Source organism: Bacillus cereus group sp. MYBK30-2, assembly GCF_051915945.1.
Taxonomy (GTDB): domain Bacteria; phylum Bacillota; class Bacilli; order Bacillales; family Bacillaceae_G; genus Bacillus_A; species Bacillus_A paramycoides.
Map to the genome: position 1 here is coordinate 181862 of NZ_JBQAFR010000003.1, position 16853 is coordinate 198714.

Here is a 16853-nt window from a genome sequence, read left to right on the forward strand (position 1 = left end):
TTACCACATACTAATAGTAAATCTTATTATCAGATATAACAAGAGAGAAATAAAAAAGGTCCTAACTTACATTTGTAAGTTAGGACCTTTTGACGCGCCCAGAGGGATTCGAACCCCCGGCAGACGTGGTACCGGAAACCACCGCTCTATCCGACTGAGCTATGGGCGCATGATTATAAAAAAACACTTCATTTTCTTCTCATAATAATAGCAATAAAATCCATCTAAAGCAATAAAAATATACCCTTAATCCTTTATGCCCCTTAGCTGGAAGCATATAAATACATATCCCTCCCCTAAATTTTCCAATCATAAATTCCCCCCAACTCACAAATTATAATCTTTGAATTGATATTCCAAAGGGGGCTTCATTCAATGACTGTAATTACAAAACTAAAGCAAACTGTTTCTGGATTAAAAAGTGCACAAGCTAGCTTAGAGGGATTCGCTCTTGATACGGATAACCAACAAGCAAAGCAACTTTTCCAAACAGCTGCGCAGCAAACACAAACAATTATCGATTCTTTAAACCCACGTGTTGAAGAAGTCCAACAAGAAGAACCACAATACACACAGCAATAACCTATTAACAAAAAGCACATATTGCTGTGGAATAGAAAAAGGATGATATGCAGTCATCCTTTTTCTCTCACATTACATAATGCAATAGAAATGGAATGATAATCATGCGAAAACTCGGCCTCATAACCGCGTTATTTGTACTTCTATTTAGCTCTTTTACCGGCTGTGATAATAGCCCATTAGATAAAAAGGTAAAGAAAGAAGAAGCAAAACGAACAGAGAAAGAAAAAGGCCCCAAATTAACGAAGATGAGTACAGAATCCTTTAATCAATCTATATCGCAAGAAGCAAAGAAAAAGGCTCTCGCTATGGATGAAATTATAAAAAGCACCGCAGTTAATTCAAATTTAGACCTCTACATAGCGGTTAAACCTGAACATCATGAAAGGTTTGGACTAAAACCACTGCGCAAAAAAATTCAAAAACAATTAAGTGATGACTATCCTACTTTCGATGTTCGTGTCAGTACAGATAAAAAGATCTTTATGTTACTCGAAAAGCTTGAAATCAAAATTAAGAGAAAAGAAGTAAATAAAGATGAAATCAAAAAACAGTTAAAGCTTATCGGATCAGAAATGGAATCTAACACTTAACGCTTTCTAATAGAAAAGGAAGGATTGAAATGTCTAGTAAAGATAAAAACTTAACCCCTGTACAACAGGAATATAAAAAATTCGAGCAAGAACGGGAGCCCAAGCGTCCTGTCTTGAAAAATTGTATAAAAGCTTTTTTTGTCGGTGGCTTTATTTGTTTAATCGGACAGCTTATTTCTACTTTTTACATCACATATTTTGATTTCACTGAGCGTTCAGCGGGAAATCCAACAGTCGCAACTCTTATTTTCATCTCGATGTTACTAACTGGATTCGGTGTATATGACCGCCTCGGACAATTTGCCGGAGCTGGCACAGCTGTACCTGTTACTGGATTTGGAAACTCGGTAATCGCAGCCTGTATTGAACACCGGACTGAAGGGTTCGTCCTTGGTGTTGGAGGTAACATGTTTAAATTAGCCGGCTCTGTTATTTTGTTTGGTGTATTCTCTGCTTTCGTCATCGCACTTATTAAAACGATTCTCGTTCAATGGGGAGGGCTATAAATGTTACAAGGACACCGAACGTGGGTATTTGAAAACAAACCAGTCATTATCTCAACCGGGGTAGTCGGTGGACCATTTGAAGCAAAGGGAAATATCCCTGAAGACTTCGACACCCTCCATGAAGATTTATGGCTTGGACAAGATTCTTACGAAAAGGCACATAAAATTTTATTTGAAGAAGCTTGTAGCCGAGCTACCGAAAAGGCCAAACTTCGTAAAGACGATATTCAATTCGTACTCGCAGGAGATTTAATTAATCAAATAACTCCAACAAGCTTTGCATGTCGTACACTCGGAACACCTTATCTCGGATTATTTGGAGCTTGCTCTACTTCTATGGAAGGATTAGCACTTGGGGCAAGTATTGTAAATGCAAAAGGTGCGAAATATTTATTAACTGGAGCATCAAGCCATAACGCTGCCGTAGAAAAACAATTCCGATATCCAACTGAATACGGTGGTCAAAAACCCCCTACTGCCCAGTGGACAGTGACCGGTGCAGGCGCAGCTATTTTAAGTGACACTGGATATGGTCCACAAGTAACATCCGCAACAATTGGTCGCGTTGTCGATATGGGATTAACTGATCCATTTAATATGGGTGGCGCGATGGCCCCAGCGGCTGTCGATACGATTGAAGCCCATTTACGCGAACGACAAATTGACGCCTCTTACTACGACTTAATTGTAACAGGTGACCTTGGACATGTTGGTCGCGAAATTGCCTACGACCTACTACATAAACATGGAACAAAAGTAACGAGCGAGCAATTCCAAGATTGCGGAATCATCATTTATAGAGACGGACAACCTGTCATAGCTGGTGCAAGTGGCCCGGGATGTTCTGCAACAGTCGTGTACGGTCATTTATTAAATCGAATGAAAAGGGGAGAATTTAATAAGATACTTGTCGTTGCAACAGGCGCTTTACTATCTCCGCTGACATTCCAGCAAGAAGAAACAATCCCCTGTATCGCTCACGCTGTTTCGATTGAATTTGGAGGTGCAACGCAATGATTTTTTTCTGGGCTTTCGTCATTGGTGGACTTATATGTGTAATTGGGCAACTGATGTTTGATGTCGGTAAGTTAACGCCAGCTCATACAATGGCAACACTCGTTGTTATCGGCGCAATATTAGACGGGCTTAATCTTTATGAACCATTAATTGATTTCGCTGGGGCCGGAGCAACCGTACCAATTACAAGCTTCGGTAACGCCCTCGTTCACGGTGCGATGGAAGAAGCGGCTAAACATGGAATCGTCGGTGTCATTACCGGTATGTTTAAAGTAACGAGTGCTGGTATATCCGCAGCTATTATTTTCGGATTCATCGGGGCATTACTATTTAAACCGAAAGGATAAGAGGTGTTTGTATGACTGTTATCGCTAGCGTAAAAACTTGTCTTGCTAGTGTAAGGGGCGCTCAAGCAAGTTTAAGCTCCCTTTCATTAAATTCACAAGATGAAGAAGCAAAACGCGTATTTCATGAATGTATGTTAGAAATGGACAGCGTTATCGCTGATTTAAAGGATAGAATTTCAGTATTAGAACGTGAAGAACCTCAATATAAAGGGTTTTAAGTAGACTGGAGGAATTTACTATGTCTCACCTACCCGAATGGACGCTTGTCATTCTCCGCTCTGTATTCATATTAATTATTTTATTCGCTATTACAAAATGGTTAGGAAAAAGACAAATCTCCCAACTCTCTTTTTTCGAATACATAGCCGGAATGACGATTGGTGATATTGCTGCCCAAGTATCTACAGGGCTCGATTCAAAATTTTTCCACGGCGTCTTTGCGATACTCATTTTCGCTGTGGTACCTTTTTTCACAGGAATCCTCTCCTTAAAGAACAAAACAGCTCGGGACTTCTTTGAAGGGAAATCTACCGTATTAATAAAAGATGGAAAAATACTCGAAGATAACTTAAAGAAAGAAAAATATACAAGTGACGAATTACTTGAACTACTCCGAGGAAAAGATGCGTTCAGCGTAGCTGATGTTGAATTTGCTGTATTGGAACCGAGCGGAGAATTAAATGTATTATTGAAGAAAGATCGCCAACCACTTACAGCAAAAGACATCGGGTTAAAAGTACCAAATGAAAAAGAAACACAAACTGTTATTATGGATGGAAATGTACTAGATGAACCTCTTTCTGCTAGCGGACATAACCGCGCTTGGTTACATTCAGAATTAGAAAAACTTGGTGTTGTCATTGAAAATGTCTTTCTCGCTCAAGTTGATTCATACGGACAACTTACTATCGACATTTACAATGATAAACTCCAAATGCCATCCCCTCAAAACAAACCTTTATTATTAGCATCTTTAAAAAAATGCCATGCTGATCTTGAATTATTCTCTTTAGAAACGAAATCAAAATCAGCGAGTGATATGTATAGTAAAAACGCGGAACAAATCGAGAACATCTTAAATAAAGTAACCTATCTTTTAAAAGAATAGGTAATGAAAGAACGCTTCTGTATAAAAGGCGTTCTTTTGCCTTTTATACAGCTTTAATCACGTTTAAATTTATGTAATTCGGTTATGATGTTGAAGATACAAAAGCAGGGAATTTCAAAAACATAGCGAATAAATCATGGTACAACTACATATTTTTTTGATTTAAAGTGGTTTCGTTTGACCTTTATTGACCATAATTGTATTATAAGACTAAGAAAGCTTTCAAAGGAGGAAATAACAGATGAATTTAATTCCTACAGTAATTGAACAAACAAATCGTGGAGAACGCGCTTACGATATTTACTCTCGACTATTAAAAGACCGCATCATTATGCTTGGTAGCGCAATTGATGACAACGTAGCAAACTCAATCGTTTCCCAGCTTTTATTCTTGGAATCTCAAGATCCAGAAAAAGATATTCACATCTATATCAACAGCCCTGGTGGTTCTATCACAGCAGGTATGGCAATTTACGATACAATGCAGTTTATTAAACCACAAGTATCAACAATCTGTATCGGTATGGCTGCATCTATGGGTGCATTCTTACTTGCAGCAGGTGAAAAAGGAAAACGTTTCGCTCTTCCAAACAGTGAAGTAATGATTCACCAACCACTTGGTGGAGCACAAGGTCAAGCGACTGAAATCGAAATCGCTGCAAAACGTATCCTATTCTTACGTGAAAAATTAAACCAAATCCTTGCTGACCGTACAGGTCAACCACTTGAAGTTTTACAACGCGACACAGACCGCGACAACTTCATGACAGCTGAAAGAGCTTTAGAATACGGTTTAATCGATAAGATCTTTACAAATCGTTAATACTTAAAAGCGGAAGCGGCTCGTTTAGAACAGGAGGGCGTTGGAGCCCCTGATTCCGAGGCGCTTTTTGCCTCGAATGAAGGGGCGAAACGACCGACTGTTCTAGCCGCTGGAGCTGGATACATTTAAAAGCGGAAGCGCCCTATCAACAGGGCGCTTTTTTATATCATGTAATCCCCTGTTTACATACCCAACCTAGTATTCGAACAAATATATCGACGTTTCGACACAACATATCGACTTACCGAAAATTCCCGACAAACGCAAACCATCCACATACCCCGCTAATTGTTAACATGCACCAATCGGACTACTCCCAAAATAACAAAATAAAGTGAAACTTTAATCAGTGGGGGTTTTGTTCATCCCCCACTGATTATTAGCCCGCACCAATCGGGCTTTTACGGGCAGTTGATCTCCCACCTAACTCCTTTGCTTTACAGCCGAATTTTGAGGTGGGAGTCTTACTGCCCGTTAATGCGGGATAAAAAAACTATCGCGCACGCGCGATAGCCTTTTATTGCACATATGCAGCTAATGCTTCTAAAGCTTCTTCTGCATCTGAACCTTCTGTTGTAATTGTTATCATGCTACCCGTTCCGATTGCTAAGCTCATAATCCCCATTATGCTCTTTGCGTTAACTGCCTTTCCATCTTTCTCGATGAAAATATCAGAATGAAAACGATTTGCCTCTTGTACAAACAACGCAGCCGGACGTGCTTGTAAGCCGTTTTTTAATGAAACTTTAACCCGTTTTTTAACCACAGCTCCATTTCCCCTTTAACCTCTTATTTTTTTGCTACCGTTTCTCCCGCGCGTAATTTCTCTGCAATCTCATCGATTTTACGCAAACGATGATTAATACCCGATTTACTAATTTTCCCCCCGGATACCATCTCGCCTAACTCTTTCAATGTTACATCTTGATAATCTATCCGTAACTGTGCAATTTCTCTTAGTTTATCTGGCAAAATATCAAGACCAACCGTCTCATCAATATAGCGGATATTCTCAATTTGCCTTAACGCTGCACCAATTGTTTTATTTAAATTGGCCGTTTCGCAGTTAACTAAACGATTTACTGAATTACGCATATCGCGAACAATTCGAATATCTTCAAATCTTAAAAGTGCATTATGGGCACCTATAATATTTAAAAACTCTGTAATTTTCTCAGCTTCTTTCAAATACGTAATGTACCCTTTTCTTCTTTCCAACGTCTTACTATTTAAATCAAATCCGTTCATCAGTTCACATATAGAATCATTATGTTCCTTATATAACGAAAAGATTTCTAAATGATAAGATGATGTTTCTGGGTTATTTACTGAACCACCTGCTAAAAATGCACCGCGTAAATACGATCGTTTACAACATTTCTTCTCAATTAATTCCTGTGATATATTTCGAATAAACGAAAAATCATCTCGAACAATGTGAAGATCTGCTAGTATTTCGCGAGACTTCTCAACAAGCCGCACGATATATACATTATTTTTCTTCAATCGCATTTTTTTACGAACAAGTAATTCTACCGTCACATCATATCCTTTTTTCAAAAGCGTATAAATCCTTCTTGCAATTGCTGCATTTTCCGTTTGAATATCGATAGATAGGCGACGATTTGAAAAAGAAAGCGATCCGTTCATTCGAAGCAACGCCGATAATTCTGCTTTCTCACAGCATTCCTTCACTTCAAGATTGGTCAACTCTTTCTTTGTTTCTGATGCAAATGACACAGTCAACACCTCCTTATACTATTATTGTGGAACAAAAATCTTGTCCTATATGAATGAGGAGCGTTACCTCATCAAGAGATAACGCACATTTATAACAGTGAATATAAAATAGAAGCTAACTTTAATGTATCATGTCTTACAACACGATCATCATACTTCGCTAATTGATCTTGAATTACATCAATACTATTTTCAGCAAAACGGTCTTCATCCACTACAACTGGTTCCGACATTTCTTCCTCATATAACTTACGCAATTCACAAGGGATATCACGATTATTTACAATTGCAGTATCAATAAACGGTTTACCTAAATGATCATGCAACGCCTGCACATGATCAAACGCAGTATACCCCATCGTTTCACCCGCTTGCGTCATAACATTACATACATATACCTTCTTCGCTTTTGCAGCAAGAACAGCGTCCCCAATTTTGTTAACAACTAAATTTGGTAATATACTCGTGTACAGACTTCCTGGACCGAAAACAAGCAAATCAGCTCGTTTAATTTCAGTCAACGTTTCATATAGCGGTTCTACATCTTCTGGAGTTAAAAAGACACGATTAATCTTCTTCCCGAAATAAGGGATCTTTGATTCACCTGTTACAATTTCTCCATCTTCTAGTTCTGCATGAAGCACCGCACTTTGATTCGCTGCTGGCAATACACGTCCTCTGACATTTAACACTTTACTCGTTTCCGTAATCGCGTGGTAAAAGTCTCCTGTAATCGAAGTCATACCTGCCAATAGTAAATTTCCTAACGCATGCCCTTTCAGTCCGTCTCCAGTTGTAAAACGGTGCTGAAATAAAGCTTCCACTAATGGTTCTACATCCGATAACGCAACAAGTACGTTACGAATATCACCTGGAGGTGGAATTTCTAACTCATCACGTAGTCTACCTGAACTGCCTCCATCGTCGGCTATCGTTACAACTGCTGTAATATCAACAGGATATTGTTTTAATCCTCTTAATAAAACAGAAAGTCCAGTTCCTCCTCCCATGATGACAATTCTAGGTTTTCTCTCTTTTTTCATCCCTTAATGGCCCTTTCTCTTCTCCACATCACGATGAGATACATGAACGCTATACTCTGGTTTCAAATGTTTCCCAAGGTACTCTGTAAGCGTAACAGAACGATGTTGTCCACCTGTACATCCAATCGCAATTACAAGTTGACTCTTACCTTCTCTTTTATAATGAGGCAGCATGAAAGTGATAAGGTCCGTCAATTTCTCTAAAAACTTATGTGTTTCATTAAATTTCAACACATATGACGAAACTTCTTCATCTAGTCCTGTTAATGGCTTCATATGTGGAATATAATATGGATTTGGTAAAAAACGCACATCAAATACTAAATCAGCATCAATTGGAATTCCGTACTTAAATCCAAACGACATAACATTTACACGGAATGCTTGCTCAGTTTCTGTTGAGAACAAGTGAACAATTTTTTCTCGTAATTCTTTCGGTTTCAAATCAGATGTATCAAGCACAATATTCGCTCGCGCCTTCATATCAGTTAATAAACTACGCTCTGCTTCAATTCCCTTTAACGGCAAGCCAGTTGGCGCAAGTGGATGCGAACGTCTCGTTTCTTTATAACGAGTTACAAGTGTGCTATCTTTCGCATCTAAGAATAAAATATGAGGGATAATCCATGTGCGTTCTGATAAATCGTCAAGTGCTCCCCATAAATATTCAAAAAACTCTCGGCCACGTAAATCAATACCGAGTGCAACTTTATTCATTTTTCCTTTTGAATCTGCCATAAGTTCAATAAACTTCGGCAATAACATCGGTGGTAAATTATCTACACAAAAATATCCTAAATCTTCAAAACTTTGTAACGCTACCGTTTTTCCAGCTCCAGACATCCCTGTAATAATTACCATTTTTATATCATTATTCTCTGTCATCGTATCCTCTCCTTGAAGGTTTAACTCGGATCTAATCGATATGAAAGCAACTCAAAATCTGGGGTATATACAAATGTACCGTAGATTATACCATTCCCTTTAATTAAATAATCAATAATGTGATAATCTCCTGGTGCCATTGCTAAATCATCAATTTTATCAAATGTATGCCAACCAATGATGCCTTCTTCGCTCTCTAATTTGTTTTCTCCTGCAAAATCTGTTGCTAAAAAGGAGAACATCATCCATTCAGAAACAACCTTATCACCTTCTTGGATGACAAAGGTGAAGACCCCCTTTAACGCTGGGTTCTTTAAATAAATACCTGTTTCTTCACGATACTCGCGAACAACTGATTCTCTTACCGTCTCACCACGTTCCATCTTTCCACCTGGTGCAACCCACCAATTTCGGCGAGGTTTTTGAAGTAAGAGTACTTCATTATCTCTAATTAACACACAGTTTGTCACTCTTTGCATGTTTCTTCACCTCAGCTACTTGCAGCAAAATTTCTCACTGCATACTCATTTCATTATACTATCAAAAACAATTTGCTACAACGAAGGAGCCAGTCCCCTTTCGCTAAACACATAACATGAAACAATTGTAAAAAAGCTTTCTATAACAAGCAATCTAAACGCTCTGATTCCCATTAAAACACATAAAAATCCCCTTAACGATTTTTATCATCAAGGGGATTAAAGTACTTATTTCTTACCGAAATAAGTAACAATCGCAAATCCTAAAATAAAAGTAATGATTGAACTTACAATTGACATTCCACCAGTCGGAATGCCAGGGAACACAATTACAATCGATCCGATAACAAGTCCAATAATTGCTGCAAACGTCATACTCTTATAACGCTCTAATAGATAACTAATTCCTTTACTACTTACAACAAATCCAGCCATAACTCCGGCACCGATAACCACGATTAATGGTAAATTCAACGTAGTTAAAGCGTTAATTGCTGTTGGATACACACCAATAATTAACAAAATAAACGATCCACTAATTCCAGGAAGAAGCATAGCCATACTAGCCATCCATCCTGCGAAAAATAAACCAATTGTATTTAAAATTGTTAACGTCGTAATTGGATCTGCCGCTTTATCCGGCTTGAAGAAGGCCGTTATAGCTACAAGAATTGCTGCAATTACCAATACGACGATATGATTTCCTTTAAATGTTTCTTTCGCATCAGCTTCTCTCATTAACATTGGTAAAATGCTAATAATTAAACCGAGGAAGAAGAACTGGGTTGGTTCATAATGATTTGCAAGTAAGTATTTAATAACATGACTTAATGTCAAGAACGCTGCCGCCACACCAGCTGCAAGTGGAATTAAAAACCCTAAATGTTTTTTCCATTCACGACTAAAGAAACCGCTAATTGCTGCAAGCAATTGTTCATAAATCCCTAACACAACAGCGATTGTTCCGCCGCTCACACCAGGAATTAAATCACTAACGCCCATACAAAATCCACGATATATATTACGCCATTCCATACTGAATAAATTCCTCATTTCTTATAGTGATTTTTTCCGTAAAGTCCAGTATATCAATAAGAAAGCTTATAATCCTAATTGTTTTTGACGAAATTTTGACATTTTTACATAAAAAAAGAAAGCTCCTATCGGTAGCTTTCTTCTCAAAAGGTATATTACCCCTTATTTTTCTGTTACAGTTTTTAGTTCCTCTAATAATTCTTCTACATAGTGTTGTGCACTTTGTGCTGCAATACTGCCATCGCCTGTTGCAGTTACAATTTGACGAAGCATTTTTTCGCGAACATCACCAGCTGCGAAAATACCAGGAACTTTCGTTTCCATACGCTCATTCGTTTCAACATAACCATTTTCATTTGTAATACCAAGCTCAACAAACGGTTTTGATAATGGTAGCATACCGATGTATACGAAAACGCCGTCAGTTTTGACTTCTTGTTCTTCACCGCTGTTTACATCTACAAGTGTTACACTTCCTACTTTACCATTTGTATCGTTAATTTCTTTTATAGTGTGATTCCAAATGAAATCTACTTTCTCATTTTGGAAAGCACGATCTTGTAAAATTTTCTGTGCACGAAGAGTGTCACGACGGTGAACGATTGTTACTTTTGATGCGAAGCGTGTTAAATATACACCCTCTTCAACAGCAGAGTCTCCCCCGCCAATTACAACAAGTTCTTTCCCTTTAAAGAATGCGCCATCACATACTGCACAATATGATACACCGCGGCCGCCAAGTTCTTTTTCACCAGGCACACCAATTTTTTTATATTCTGCACCGCTTGCAACGATAATTGCACGTGCTTTATATTCTTTTTTACCAGCTACGATTGTTTTGTACTCTTTACCATCGATGACTTCTTTCACATCACCGTATGCATATTCAGCACCAAATTTCTTCGCGTGCTCAAACATTTTATTTGATAGATCTGGTCCTAAAATAGACCCATAACCTGGATAGTTTTCTACATCTTCCGTATTTGCCATTTGTCCGCCTGGAATACCGCGTTCAAGCATCAGTGTGCTTAAATTCGCACGAGATGTATATACTGCAGCTGTCATACCAGCTGGTCCTGCACCAATAATAATGACATCATAAATTTTTTCTTCTGACACACTATTCACTCCTATTCATTCATACACATTAAGTTAACCTCATTATACTGTTAGCATCATTTTTTTCCCAATGATTTGCTTATCTTATGTGTGCGTACGCTTAACAGCCTGCACATACTTTCGTACAGTCGCTACAGATACATTATATACATTTCCAAGCTCCGCCTGTGTCATCTTATTTCTTTGTTCGCCACGCACAATATATTCAATTGCTGCTGACCAACCGTACACATTTGTAAAGATTGCCCCAGATGTATATAAACGTATGAACGTACAAAACCAAAAATGTAAACACTCTTCGATTAATTCATCATCTTTTTTCGTATAATTGTATAATGCATCCGCGATTCGCACGCACTGTTCAAATTGCTGTAAATCAGCCGGAATGCTTTTATGACTATTAAGTAAAAAGAAATACTTTGCAAGTTGCGATACGATTGGAACACCATTTTTCGCTTGCGTTACATCAAAGAAGAAACCAACCTTCTCTGGCGTTGACAATTCATTCATTAAATATAAAGCTAGCATTTGCTCTTCTAGCGTCGCACTTTGCTGAAATGATTTTCGTAATTCTTCAAATAAAAGGTTTTGCCCCTCATCTGCTAAATTCAGTGCATTCCACGGTTCTTTTCCCTTTTTATCAGGATGCAATTCTACAACATGTTGCCACATCTTTTCAGCTACTTGCTGATCTTCCACCATATAAGCAGAGTATGCAAACCAATAATAGAAACTAACGTCTCCTTCGTATCCTTGACGCTTTAATACTTTGAACCATTTATATGCATGTTCGAAATGACCGATTGTTGCAAGTGTTGTTCCAAGTTTCAAACGGTGCTCAAATGAAATTGGATATACCGAAACTAACTGTCCTGCTAATGTCTCTACTTGCTTATGCTCTCCAATTGAATATAGAAAAATAAGCGTATTACAAAGCGCATGCATATTACCAGGGTTTTTCTCTAAAATCATTTCTGTTAACTTGAGCGCTTGATCTACATTACCTGATTGAAAATGTGCAATCGCTAAATTATTATGGCCCGACCAAAATTCTGGATATTCTTTCGTAACAACTTCTAGTGTAGCAATGGCCTCTTCTAATTGTCCGTTACGAATGTATCGATTCGCCTCTTCCTGCATGACAATTAGCTCATCTTCATCCTCAATCTCTTCCGGACCCATTGCTTCCTCTTCCATAATCTCAAGCAATTCTAATGTATCTTCTACGAATTCCTTCTCCACCGCAACTTCTAAATAACGCTCTGCATACTTCTTCGCCTGTTGAAACAAGCCCATATACGCATAATTATTTGCAATAAAATAATAGCATTGTTCAAGTTCCGGGTTAGATCTAACAAGCTTTAGAAATGTTTGATTCGACTCTTGATATTCACCAGCTTCAGATAACGCTATTGCTAATTGGCATAAAATAAACGGCTCCTTCTCGCTTTGTGCCGCTCTTCGAAAATATTTAATTGCATCTTGCAATTTTTGTCCTTTATAAGCCCTCATCCCTTTTTTATAAAAGAAATCCGCTAATTGATTAAAAGAGATAACTTGTCCGTTCTCCTTATATATTCTTTGATTTTTCCCCATATATCCTCCAGTTTTTTGTTTTCTTCGTTCACACATTCTTTTATCTATAAGTATAAACGATTCCGTAAAAAACAAAACAGTATATTATAATCAATTATTTCCTTTTTATTCATAAAAAGAGAAGGGAAATGTTACATTTTTAACATCAACCTTCTCTAGCAGCCATTTCTTCTTTCGTATAAATAATACGCATCGGATTTCCGCCTACGAAAGAGCCAGCTGGTACATCTCGATGGACAAGTGTACCAGCTGAAACGATAGCGCCATCTCCAATCGTTACACCTGGTAAAATCGTCGTATTTGCTCCAATCATAACTTCATTCCCTATGACGATTTCTCCAAGCCGATACTCACGAATTAAATATTCATGTGCTAAAATCGTCGTATTATAGCCGATAATTGAATTGTCTCCCACAGTAATCTTTTCTGGAAACATAATATCTGGCATTACCATAAGTGCAAACGATGTTTTCTTTCCTACTTCCATCCGTAAAAATGTTCGATACAACCAATTTTTCACGGATAAAAATGGCGTGTAACGTGCGACTTGGATAATAATAAAGTTTTTCATTACCTTCCAAAAGGAAACAGTTTTATACACATTCCACAATGAATTTTCTCCTGAAACAGGGTAGCGCGTTGTCCGTCGCACTTAACTCTCTCCTCTACTCAGATAAAGTGAAACTTTAATCAGCGGGAGCTTTTTTTCCCCACTGATTATTAGCCTTCATCAATCTGGCTTTTACAGGCAAATTTCCCACATAACTTCCTTACTACCCGTTAATGCGGGACAAAATCGGTAGTAACTCACTCATTTTATCTAGCACATAATCTGGTTTATACGCTTCTAAATATGCTCTACCTTTTAATGTCCATGAAACCGCTGCTGTTTTCGTACCTGCATTTTGCCCACCGACAATATCATGATGATTATCACCAACCATCAATGTTTCTTCTGGTTTTGCCTCTAATAATTTCAACGCTTTTTGAAGCGGTTCTGGATGTGGTTTTACATGTTCCACATCATCAATTGTCACGACCACATCAAAAAATCGATCAAGTTTCGAAAGCTTTAATCCCATTTCAACCGTCTGTCTCGCTTTCGTTGTAACAATGCCGATTTTATAACCTTGCTTCTTCAATTCTTGAACAGTTTCATATACAGTTTCATATTCTTCTACTAATTCATCATGATGCTCGTGATTAAATTGGCGATAACATGTAATCATCTCTTCAACCTTGCTTGCATCAATCTTACTAAAAGTATCGTGCAAAGATGGACCGATAAATGGCAATACATCTTCTCGCTTATACTGATTTGGATAATAGGTATGTAACGTATGTAAAAAAGAAGAAATAATAAGTTCATTTGTATTAATTAACGTTCCATCTAAATCAAATAACACTGTATTTATTTTCATCGCCCTTGATCCTTTCGCTGCCCGAATATGAAAGAAGCAGCATCTTATATAAGATGCTACTTTTCTCTAATTTTCTAAATATCTTTTATCAGCTTGCCCCATTTTTCGTCTCACAATAATGAAAATGATAGAAAGAACAACAATCCCAATTGACATTACTTGTGCAATACGAAGTGGTCCTAACATTAAACTATCTGTACGTAAACCTTCTACGAAGAAGCGCCCAACTGAATACCAAATCAAGTATGTGAAGAACAACTCACCGCGGCGTAAATTCACTTTTCGTAATGCGAGTAGTAAAAAAACACCTGCAAAGTTCCATAATGATTCATATAAAAACGTCGGGTGATAATACACACCATCGATATACATTTGATTAATAATAAACTGTGGTAAATGAAGCCCTTCTAAAAACTGTCTCGTTACTTCACCACCGTGTGCCTCTTGGTTCATAAAGTTTCCCCATCGGCCAATTGCTTGTCCTAGTAAAATACTCGGTGCAGCAATATCCGCTAACTTCCAAAACGAAAGTCCGCGTTTTTTCGCAAAAATAATTCCTGTAATAACAGCCCCGATTAAACCACCATGAATCGCCAAACCACCTTGACGAATATTAATAATTTGACTCGGGTTTTGAGAGTAATATTCCCATTCAAAAATAACATAGTACATTCTCGCAAAAAGAATGGCGATTGGTACTGCGATTAATACAAGATCAATAAATGTATCTTTTGGAATACCTAGCCTTTCTCCCTCGCGAGTCGCTAGCCAAAGACCTAATAGTACGCCTGTACCGATAATAACCCCATACCAATAAACAGGGAACGGTCCAAGTTGGATTGCTACACGGTCAAGCTGTGGTACAGAACCTAACAGCATATGTATGACCTCCCTCTCCAGAGTTTACTCTTGATTTCCTAACTCAATCGCACTCATTAATCGTTCAGAGAACTGTTGTGCCGCATTGACTCCCATACGTTTTAATCTGAAGTTCATCGCTGCTACTTCAATAATAACAGCCAAGTTTCGGCCAGGACGAACTGGAAGTGTAATCTTCGTAAGTTCTGTATCAATAATCTTCATCTTCTCTTCATCAAGACCTAAGCGATCATAGTTTTTCTTTTGATCCCAAATTTCAAGATTAATAACAAGTGTAATACGCTTATAATTTCGTACCGCCCCTGCACCGAATAACGTCATTACGTTAATGATACCTAGACCACGAATTTCTAATAAGTGTTCAATTAAATCAGGTGAGCTTCCTACTAATGTGTCTTCATCTTCTTGACGAATTTCTACACTATCATCCGCAACTAGACGGTGGCCACGCTTTACAAGCTCAAGCGCTGTCTCACTTTTCCCGACACCACTTTGACCTGTAATTAAAACACCAACGCCATAAATATCTACTAACACACCATGAACAGCTGTCGTTGGTGCTAACTTACCTTCTAAATAGTTTGTTAAACGACTTGATAATCTCGTTGTCGTTTGAGAAGAACGTAATAAAGGCACGCCTGATTCACGTGATGCTTGTAATAACTCATCCGGCACATCTTGATTACGAGTTACAATAATACAAGGTGTCTCCTCAGTACAAAGCACTTTCATTCTCTCTTGCTTTTGCTCTGTCGTTAACGTATCAAAGAACGTAAGCTCCGTTTTTCCAAGAAGCTGCACGCGATCAGCTGGATAATATGTAAAAAATCCTGCCATTTCAATTCCAGGTCGTGATAAATCACTCGTATCAATCGGACGATGAATTCCTTCTTCACCACTTACTAACTCCAATTGAAATTGTTCAATTAAATCTTTTGTCCTTACTTTCGGCATATGTATAAACCTCCACTCCGCTGCGGGTTCAGTCTCATTTGATGTGAAATTCCATTCTAACGGATATTGTACCATTTTTTTCTTAAAACAAGAAACACGCTTTCTAATAAATAGAAAAAAACATTTCATACGAATGATGAAATGTTTTTCTTTTTGTCATTTTCTCTTTTTTTCATATAAGGGTTCAACAATTGCCTTTTCAATTATCATATTAAAAATCGAAATACAAATTGCCGCGACAATCGCTACACCAAATCCGGATATATTAAAAGCATCCCCTAATAATGAATCTGCTATTTCTAACGTAATCGCATTAATAACAATTAAGAAGAAGCCGAAAGTTACAACAGTAATTGGTAGCGTAATTAAAATTAAAAACGGCTTTACGAACACATTTAAAATCGCCAATATAATACTCGCAATAATTGCAGTTTGTATATTTGCTACGTAAAATGCGTCTGGTGCAACCCCTTTTAAAAGTCCGGATACAGCGATTAACACAACGCTATTTACAAGAAGTGATACAATCCATCTCATTTCCTTACACATCCTTTTAACATATATATTTCATCATACGCTAATAGATAATAAACGCAAGTATCGTACAAACACTTATAACAGCTTATTCTATTTTTTATACTTGTATACCTACTAACAATCTTACCAATTTCCCTTAGTGTTTTTCTTTCGTAGAACCTCTATAAATTCCATTTTCTCCCCCATAAA

At 37.7% G+C, this 16853-nt stretch carries 21 protein-coding genes and 1 tRNA gene; 8 read left to right on the forward strand and 14 right to left on the reverse strand.

Annotated features, from left to right (window positions below; all coding sequences use genetic code 11):
- Nucleotides 1–93: 93 nt before the first annotated feature.
- A tRNA-Arg gene (locus tag ACTFQM_RS20360) sits at nt 94–169 on the reverse strand.
- Nucleotides 170–375: 206 nt separating this feature from the next.
- Between ACTFQM_RS20360 and ACTFQM_RS20365 the strand changes: the two genes are divergently transcribed.
- From ACTFQM_RS20365 to clpP, 8 genes are all read left to right on the forward strand, one after another.
- Nucleotides 376–582 carry a DUF1657 domain-containing protein gene (locus tag ACTFQM_RS20365; protein WP_000216167.1) on the forward strand — a complete coding sequence of 69 codons (207 nt, stop codon included), beginning with the start codon at nt 376–378 and terminating at the stop codon, nt 580–582.
- 104 nt (nt 583–686) lie between these two features.
- Entirely contained in the window at nt 687–1175 is a 489-nt protein-coding gene (locus ACTFQM_RS20370) for a YhcN/YlaJ family sporulation lipoprotein (protein WP_440036026.1), read from the forward strand.
- A 29-nt stretch (nt 1176–1204) separates the two neighbouring features.
- Nucleotides 1205–1681, forward strand: a complete 477-nt coding sequence (gene spoVAC, locus ACTFQM_RS20375; protein WP_016099831.1) for a stage V sporulation protein AC — start codon at nt 1205–1207, stop codon at nt 1679–1681.
- Nucleotides 1682–2698 (forward strand): stage V sporulation protein AD, encoded by a 1017-nt coding sequence (spoVAD, locus tag ACTFQM_RS20380; protein WP_002174174.1) that lies wholly within the window; start codon nt 1682–1684, stop codon nt 2696–2698. It begins immediately after the preceding gene.
- Nucleotides 2695–3045 (forward strand): stage V sporulation protein AE, encoded by a 351-nt coding sequence (gene spoVAE, locus ACTFQM_RS20385; RefSeq protein ID WP_002174175.1) that lies wholly within the window; start codon nt 2695–2697, stop codon nt 3043–3045. The genes spoVAD and spoVAE overlap by 4 nt, the downstream gene beginning before the upstream one ends.
- Before the next feature lie 11 nt (nt 3046–3056).
- Nucleotides 3057–3263, forward strand: a complete 207-nt coding sequence (locus tag ACTFQM_RS20390; protein WP_002174176.1) for a DUF1657 domain-containing protein — start codon at nt 3057–3059, stop codon at nt 3261–3263.
- 20 nt (nt 3264–3283) lie between these two features.
- Nucleotides 3284–4153, forward strand: a complete 870-nt coding sequence (locus tag ACTFQM_RS20395) for a DUF421 domain-containing protein (protein WP_025148223.1) — start codon at nt 3284–3286, stop codon at nt 4151–4153.
- 241 nt (nt 4154–4394) lie between these two features.
- Nucleotides 4395–4976, forward strand: a complete 582-nt coding sequence (clpP, locus tag ACTFQM_RS20400) for an ATP-dependent Clp endopeptidase proteolytic subunit ClpP (RefSeq protein WP_001049156.1) — start codon at nt 4395–4397, stop codon at nt 4974–4976.
- Nucleotides 4977–5493: 517 nt separating this feature from the next.
- Here clpP and ACTFQM_RS20405 read toward each other — a convergent pair.
- The 13 genes from ACTFQM_RS20405 to ACTFQM_RS20465 all read right to left on the reverse strand — a co-directional run bounded on the left by ACTFQM_RS20405 (nt 5494) and on the right by ACTFQM_RS20465 (nt 16664).
- On the reverse strand, nt 5494–5742 hold the full coding sequence (locus ACTFQM_RS20405; protein WP_002174178.1) for an HPr family phosphocarrier protein: 249 nt from the start codon (nt 5740–5742) through the stop codon (nt 5494–5496).
- 23 nt (nt 5743–5765) lie between these two features.
- Nucleotides 5766–6716, reverse strand: a complete 951-nt coding sequence (gene whiA, locus ACTFQM_RS20410; RefSeq protein ID WP_002174179.1) for a DNA-binding protein WhiA — start codon at nt 6714–6716, stop codon at nt 5766–5768.
- Nucleotides 6717–6805: 89 nt separating this feature from the next.
- The gene (locus ACTFQM_RS20415) at nt 6806–7759 is read right to left on the reverse strand and encodes a gluconeogenesis factor YvcK family protein (RefSeq protein WP_440036029.1); all 954 of its coding nucleotides are present in this window, start codon (nt 7757–7759) and stop codon (nt 6806–6808) included.
- 3 nt (nt 7760–7762) lie between these two features.
- Nucleotides 7763–8644: an RNase adapter RapZ gene (gene rapZ / locus ACTFQM_RS20420; RefSeq protein WP_025148220.1), complete on the reverse strand. Its 882-nt coding sequence runs from the start codon at nt 8642–8644 to the stop codon at nt 7763–7765.
- Nucleotides 8645–8664: 20 nt separating this feature from the next.
- A complete protein-coding gene (locus ACTFQM_RS20425; protein WP_001190083.1) occupies nt 8665–9123 on the reverse strand; it encodes an NUDIX hydrolase in 459 nt (152 codons plus the stop codon).
- 228 nt (nt 9124–9351) lie between these two features.
- Entirely contained in the window at nt 9352–10158 is an 807-nt protein-coding gene (locus ACTFQM_RS20430; protein WP_048370302.1) for a DUF368 domain-containing protein, read from the reverse strand.
- Nucleotides 10159–10320: 162 nt separating this feature from the next.
- A complete protein-coding gene (gene trxB, locus ACTFQM_RS20435; protein WP_440036030.1) occupies nt 10321–11277 on the reverse strand; it encodes a thioredoxin-disulfide reductase in 957 nt (318 codons plus the stop codon).
- An 84-nt stretch (nt 11278–11361) separates the two neighbouring features.
- On the reverse strand, nt 11362–12873 hold the full coding sequence (locus tag ACTFQM_RS20440; protein ID WP_048370300.1) for a tetratricopeptide repeat protein: 1512 nt from the start codon (nt 12871–12873) through the stop codon (nt 11362–11364).
- A gap of 145 nt (nt 12874–13018) precedes the next feature.
- Nucleotides 13019–13525, reverse strand: a complete 507-nt coding sequence (locus ACTFQM_RS20445; RefSeq protein ID WP_048370296.1) for an acyltransferase — start codon at nt 13523–13525, stop codon at nt 13019–13021.
- A gap of 121 nt (nt 13526–13646) precedes the next feature.
- Complete coding sequence (ppaX, locus tag ACTFQM_RS20450) at nt 13647–14294, reverse strand: pyrophosphatase PpaX (RefSeq protein WP_440036031.1); 648 nt, start codon at nt 14292–14294, stop codon at nt 13647–13649.
- A gap of 66 nt (nt 14295–14360) precedes the next feature.
- Nucleotides 14361–15173 carry a prolipoprotein diacylglyceryl transferase gene (gene lgt / locus ACTFQM_RS20455; protein ID WP_440036032.1) on the reverse strand — a complete coding sequence of 271 codons (813 nt, stop codon included), beginning with the start codon at nt 15171–15173 and terminating at the stop codon, nt 14361–14363.
- Nucleotides 15174–15197: 24 nt separating this feature from the next.
- Nucleotides 15198–16127, reverse strand: coding sequence for an HPr(Ser) kinase/phosphatase (gene hprK, locus ACTFQM_RS20460; RefSeq protein WP_002174187.1), 930 nt, complete (start codon nt 16125–16127; stop codon nt 15198–15200).
- Between the two features lie 156 nt (nt 16128–16283).
- Nucleotides 16284–16664 (reverse strand): phage holin family protein, encoded by a 381-nt coding sequence (locus ACTFQM_RS20465; protein ID WP_002174188.1) that lies wholly within the window; start codon nt 16662–16664, stop codon nt 16284–16286.
- Nucleotides 16665–16853 lie beyond the last annotated feature (189 nt).

Excerpts from the sequence above, each read along its gene's own strand:
- ACTFQM_RS20365 (WP_000216167.1), top strand. The coding sequence starts at position 376 with ATGACTGTAATTACAAAACTAAAGCAAACTGTTTCTGGATTAAAAAGT.
- ACTFQM_RS20370 (WP_440036026.1), top strand. The coding sequence starts at position 687 with ATGCGAAAACTCGGCCTCATAACCGCGTTATTTGTACTTCTATTTAGC.
- spoVAC (WP_016099831.1), top strand. The coding sequence starts at position 1,205 with ATGTCTAGTAAAGATAAAAACTTAACCCCTGTACAACAGGAATATAAA.
- spoVAD (WP_002174174.1), top strand. The coding sequence starts at position 1,682 with ATGTTACAAGGACACCGAACGTGGGTATTTGAAAACAAACCAGTCATT.
- spoVAE (WP_002174175.1), top strand. The coding sequence starts at position 2,695 with ATGATTTTTTTCTGGGCTTTCGTCATTGGTGGACTTATATGTGTAATT.
- ACTFQM_RS20390 (WP_002174176.1), top strand. The coding sequence starts at position 3,057 with ATGACTGTTATCGCTAGCGTAAAAACTTGTCTTGCTAGTGTAAGGGGC.
- ACTFQM_RS20395 (WP_025148223.1), top strand. The coding sequence starts at position 3,284 with ATGTCTCACCTACCCGAATGGACGCTTGTCATTCTCCGCTCTGTATTC.
- clpP (WP_001049156.1), top strand. The coding sequence starts at position 4,395 with ATGAATTTAATTCCTACAGTAATTGAACAAACAAATCGTGGAGAACGC.
- ACTFQM_RS20415 (WP_440036029.1), bottom strand. The coding sequence starts at position 7,759 with ATGAAAAAAGAGAGAAAACCTAGAATTGTCATCATGGGAGGAGGAACT.
- rapZ (WP_025148220.1), bottom strand. The coding sequence starts at position 8,644 with ATGACAGAGAATAATGATATAAAAATGGTAATTATTACAGGGATGTCT.
- ACTFQM_RS20425 (WP_001190083.1), bottom strand. The coding sequence starts at position 9,123 with ATGCAAAGAGTGACAAACTGTGTGTTAATTAGAGATAATGAAGTACTC.
- ACTFQM_RS20430 (WP_048370302.1), bottom strand. The coding sequence starts at position 10,158 with ATGGAATGGCGTAATATATATCGTGGATTTTGTATGGGCGTTAGTGAT.
- ACTFQM_RS20440 (WP_048370300.1), bottom strand. The coding sequence starts at position 12,873 with ATGGGGAAAAATCAAAGAATATATAAGGAGAACGGACAAGTTATCTCT.
- ppaX (WP_440036031.1), bottom strand. The coding sequence starts at position 14,294 with ATGAAAATAAATACAGTGTTATTTGATTTAGATGGAACGTTAATTAAT.
- lgt (WP_440036032.1), bottom strand. The coding sequence starts at position 15,173 with ATGCTGTTAGGTTCTGTACCACAGCTTGACCGTGTAGCAATCCAACTT.
- hprK (WP_002174187.1), bottom strand. The coding sequence starts at position 16,127 with ATGCCGAAAGTAAGGACAAAAGATTTAATTGAACAATTTCAATTGGAG.
- ACTFQM_RS20465 (WP_002174188.1), bottom strand. The coding sequence starts at position 16,664 with ATGAGATGGATTGTATCACTTCTTGTAAATAGCGTTGTGTTAATCGCT.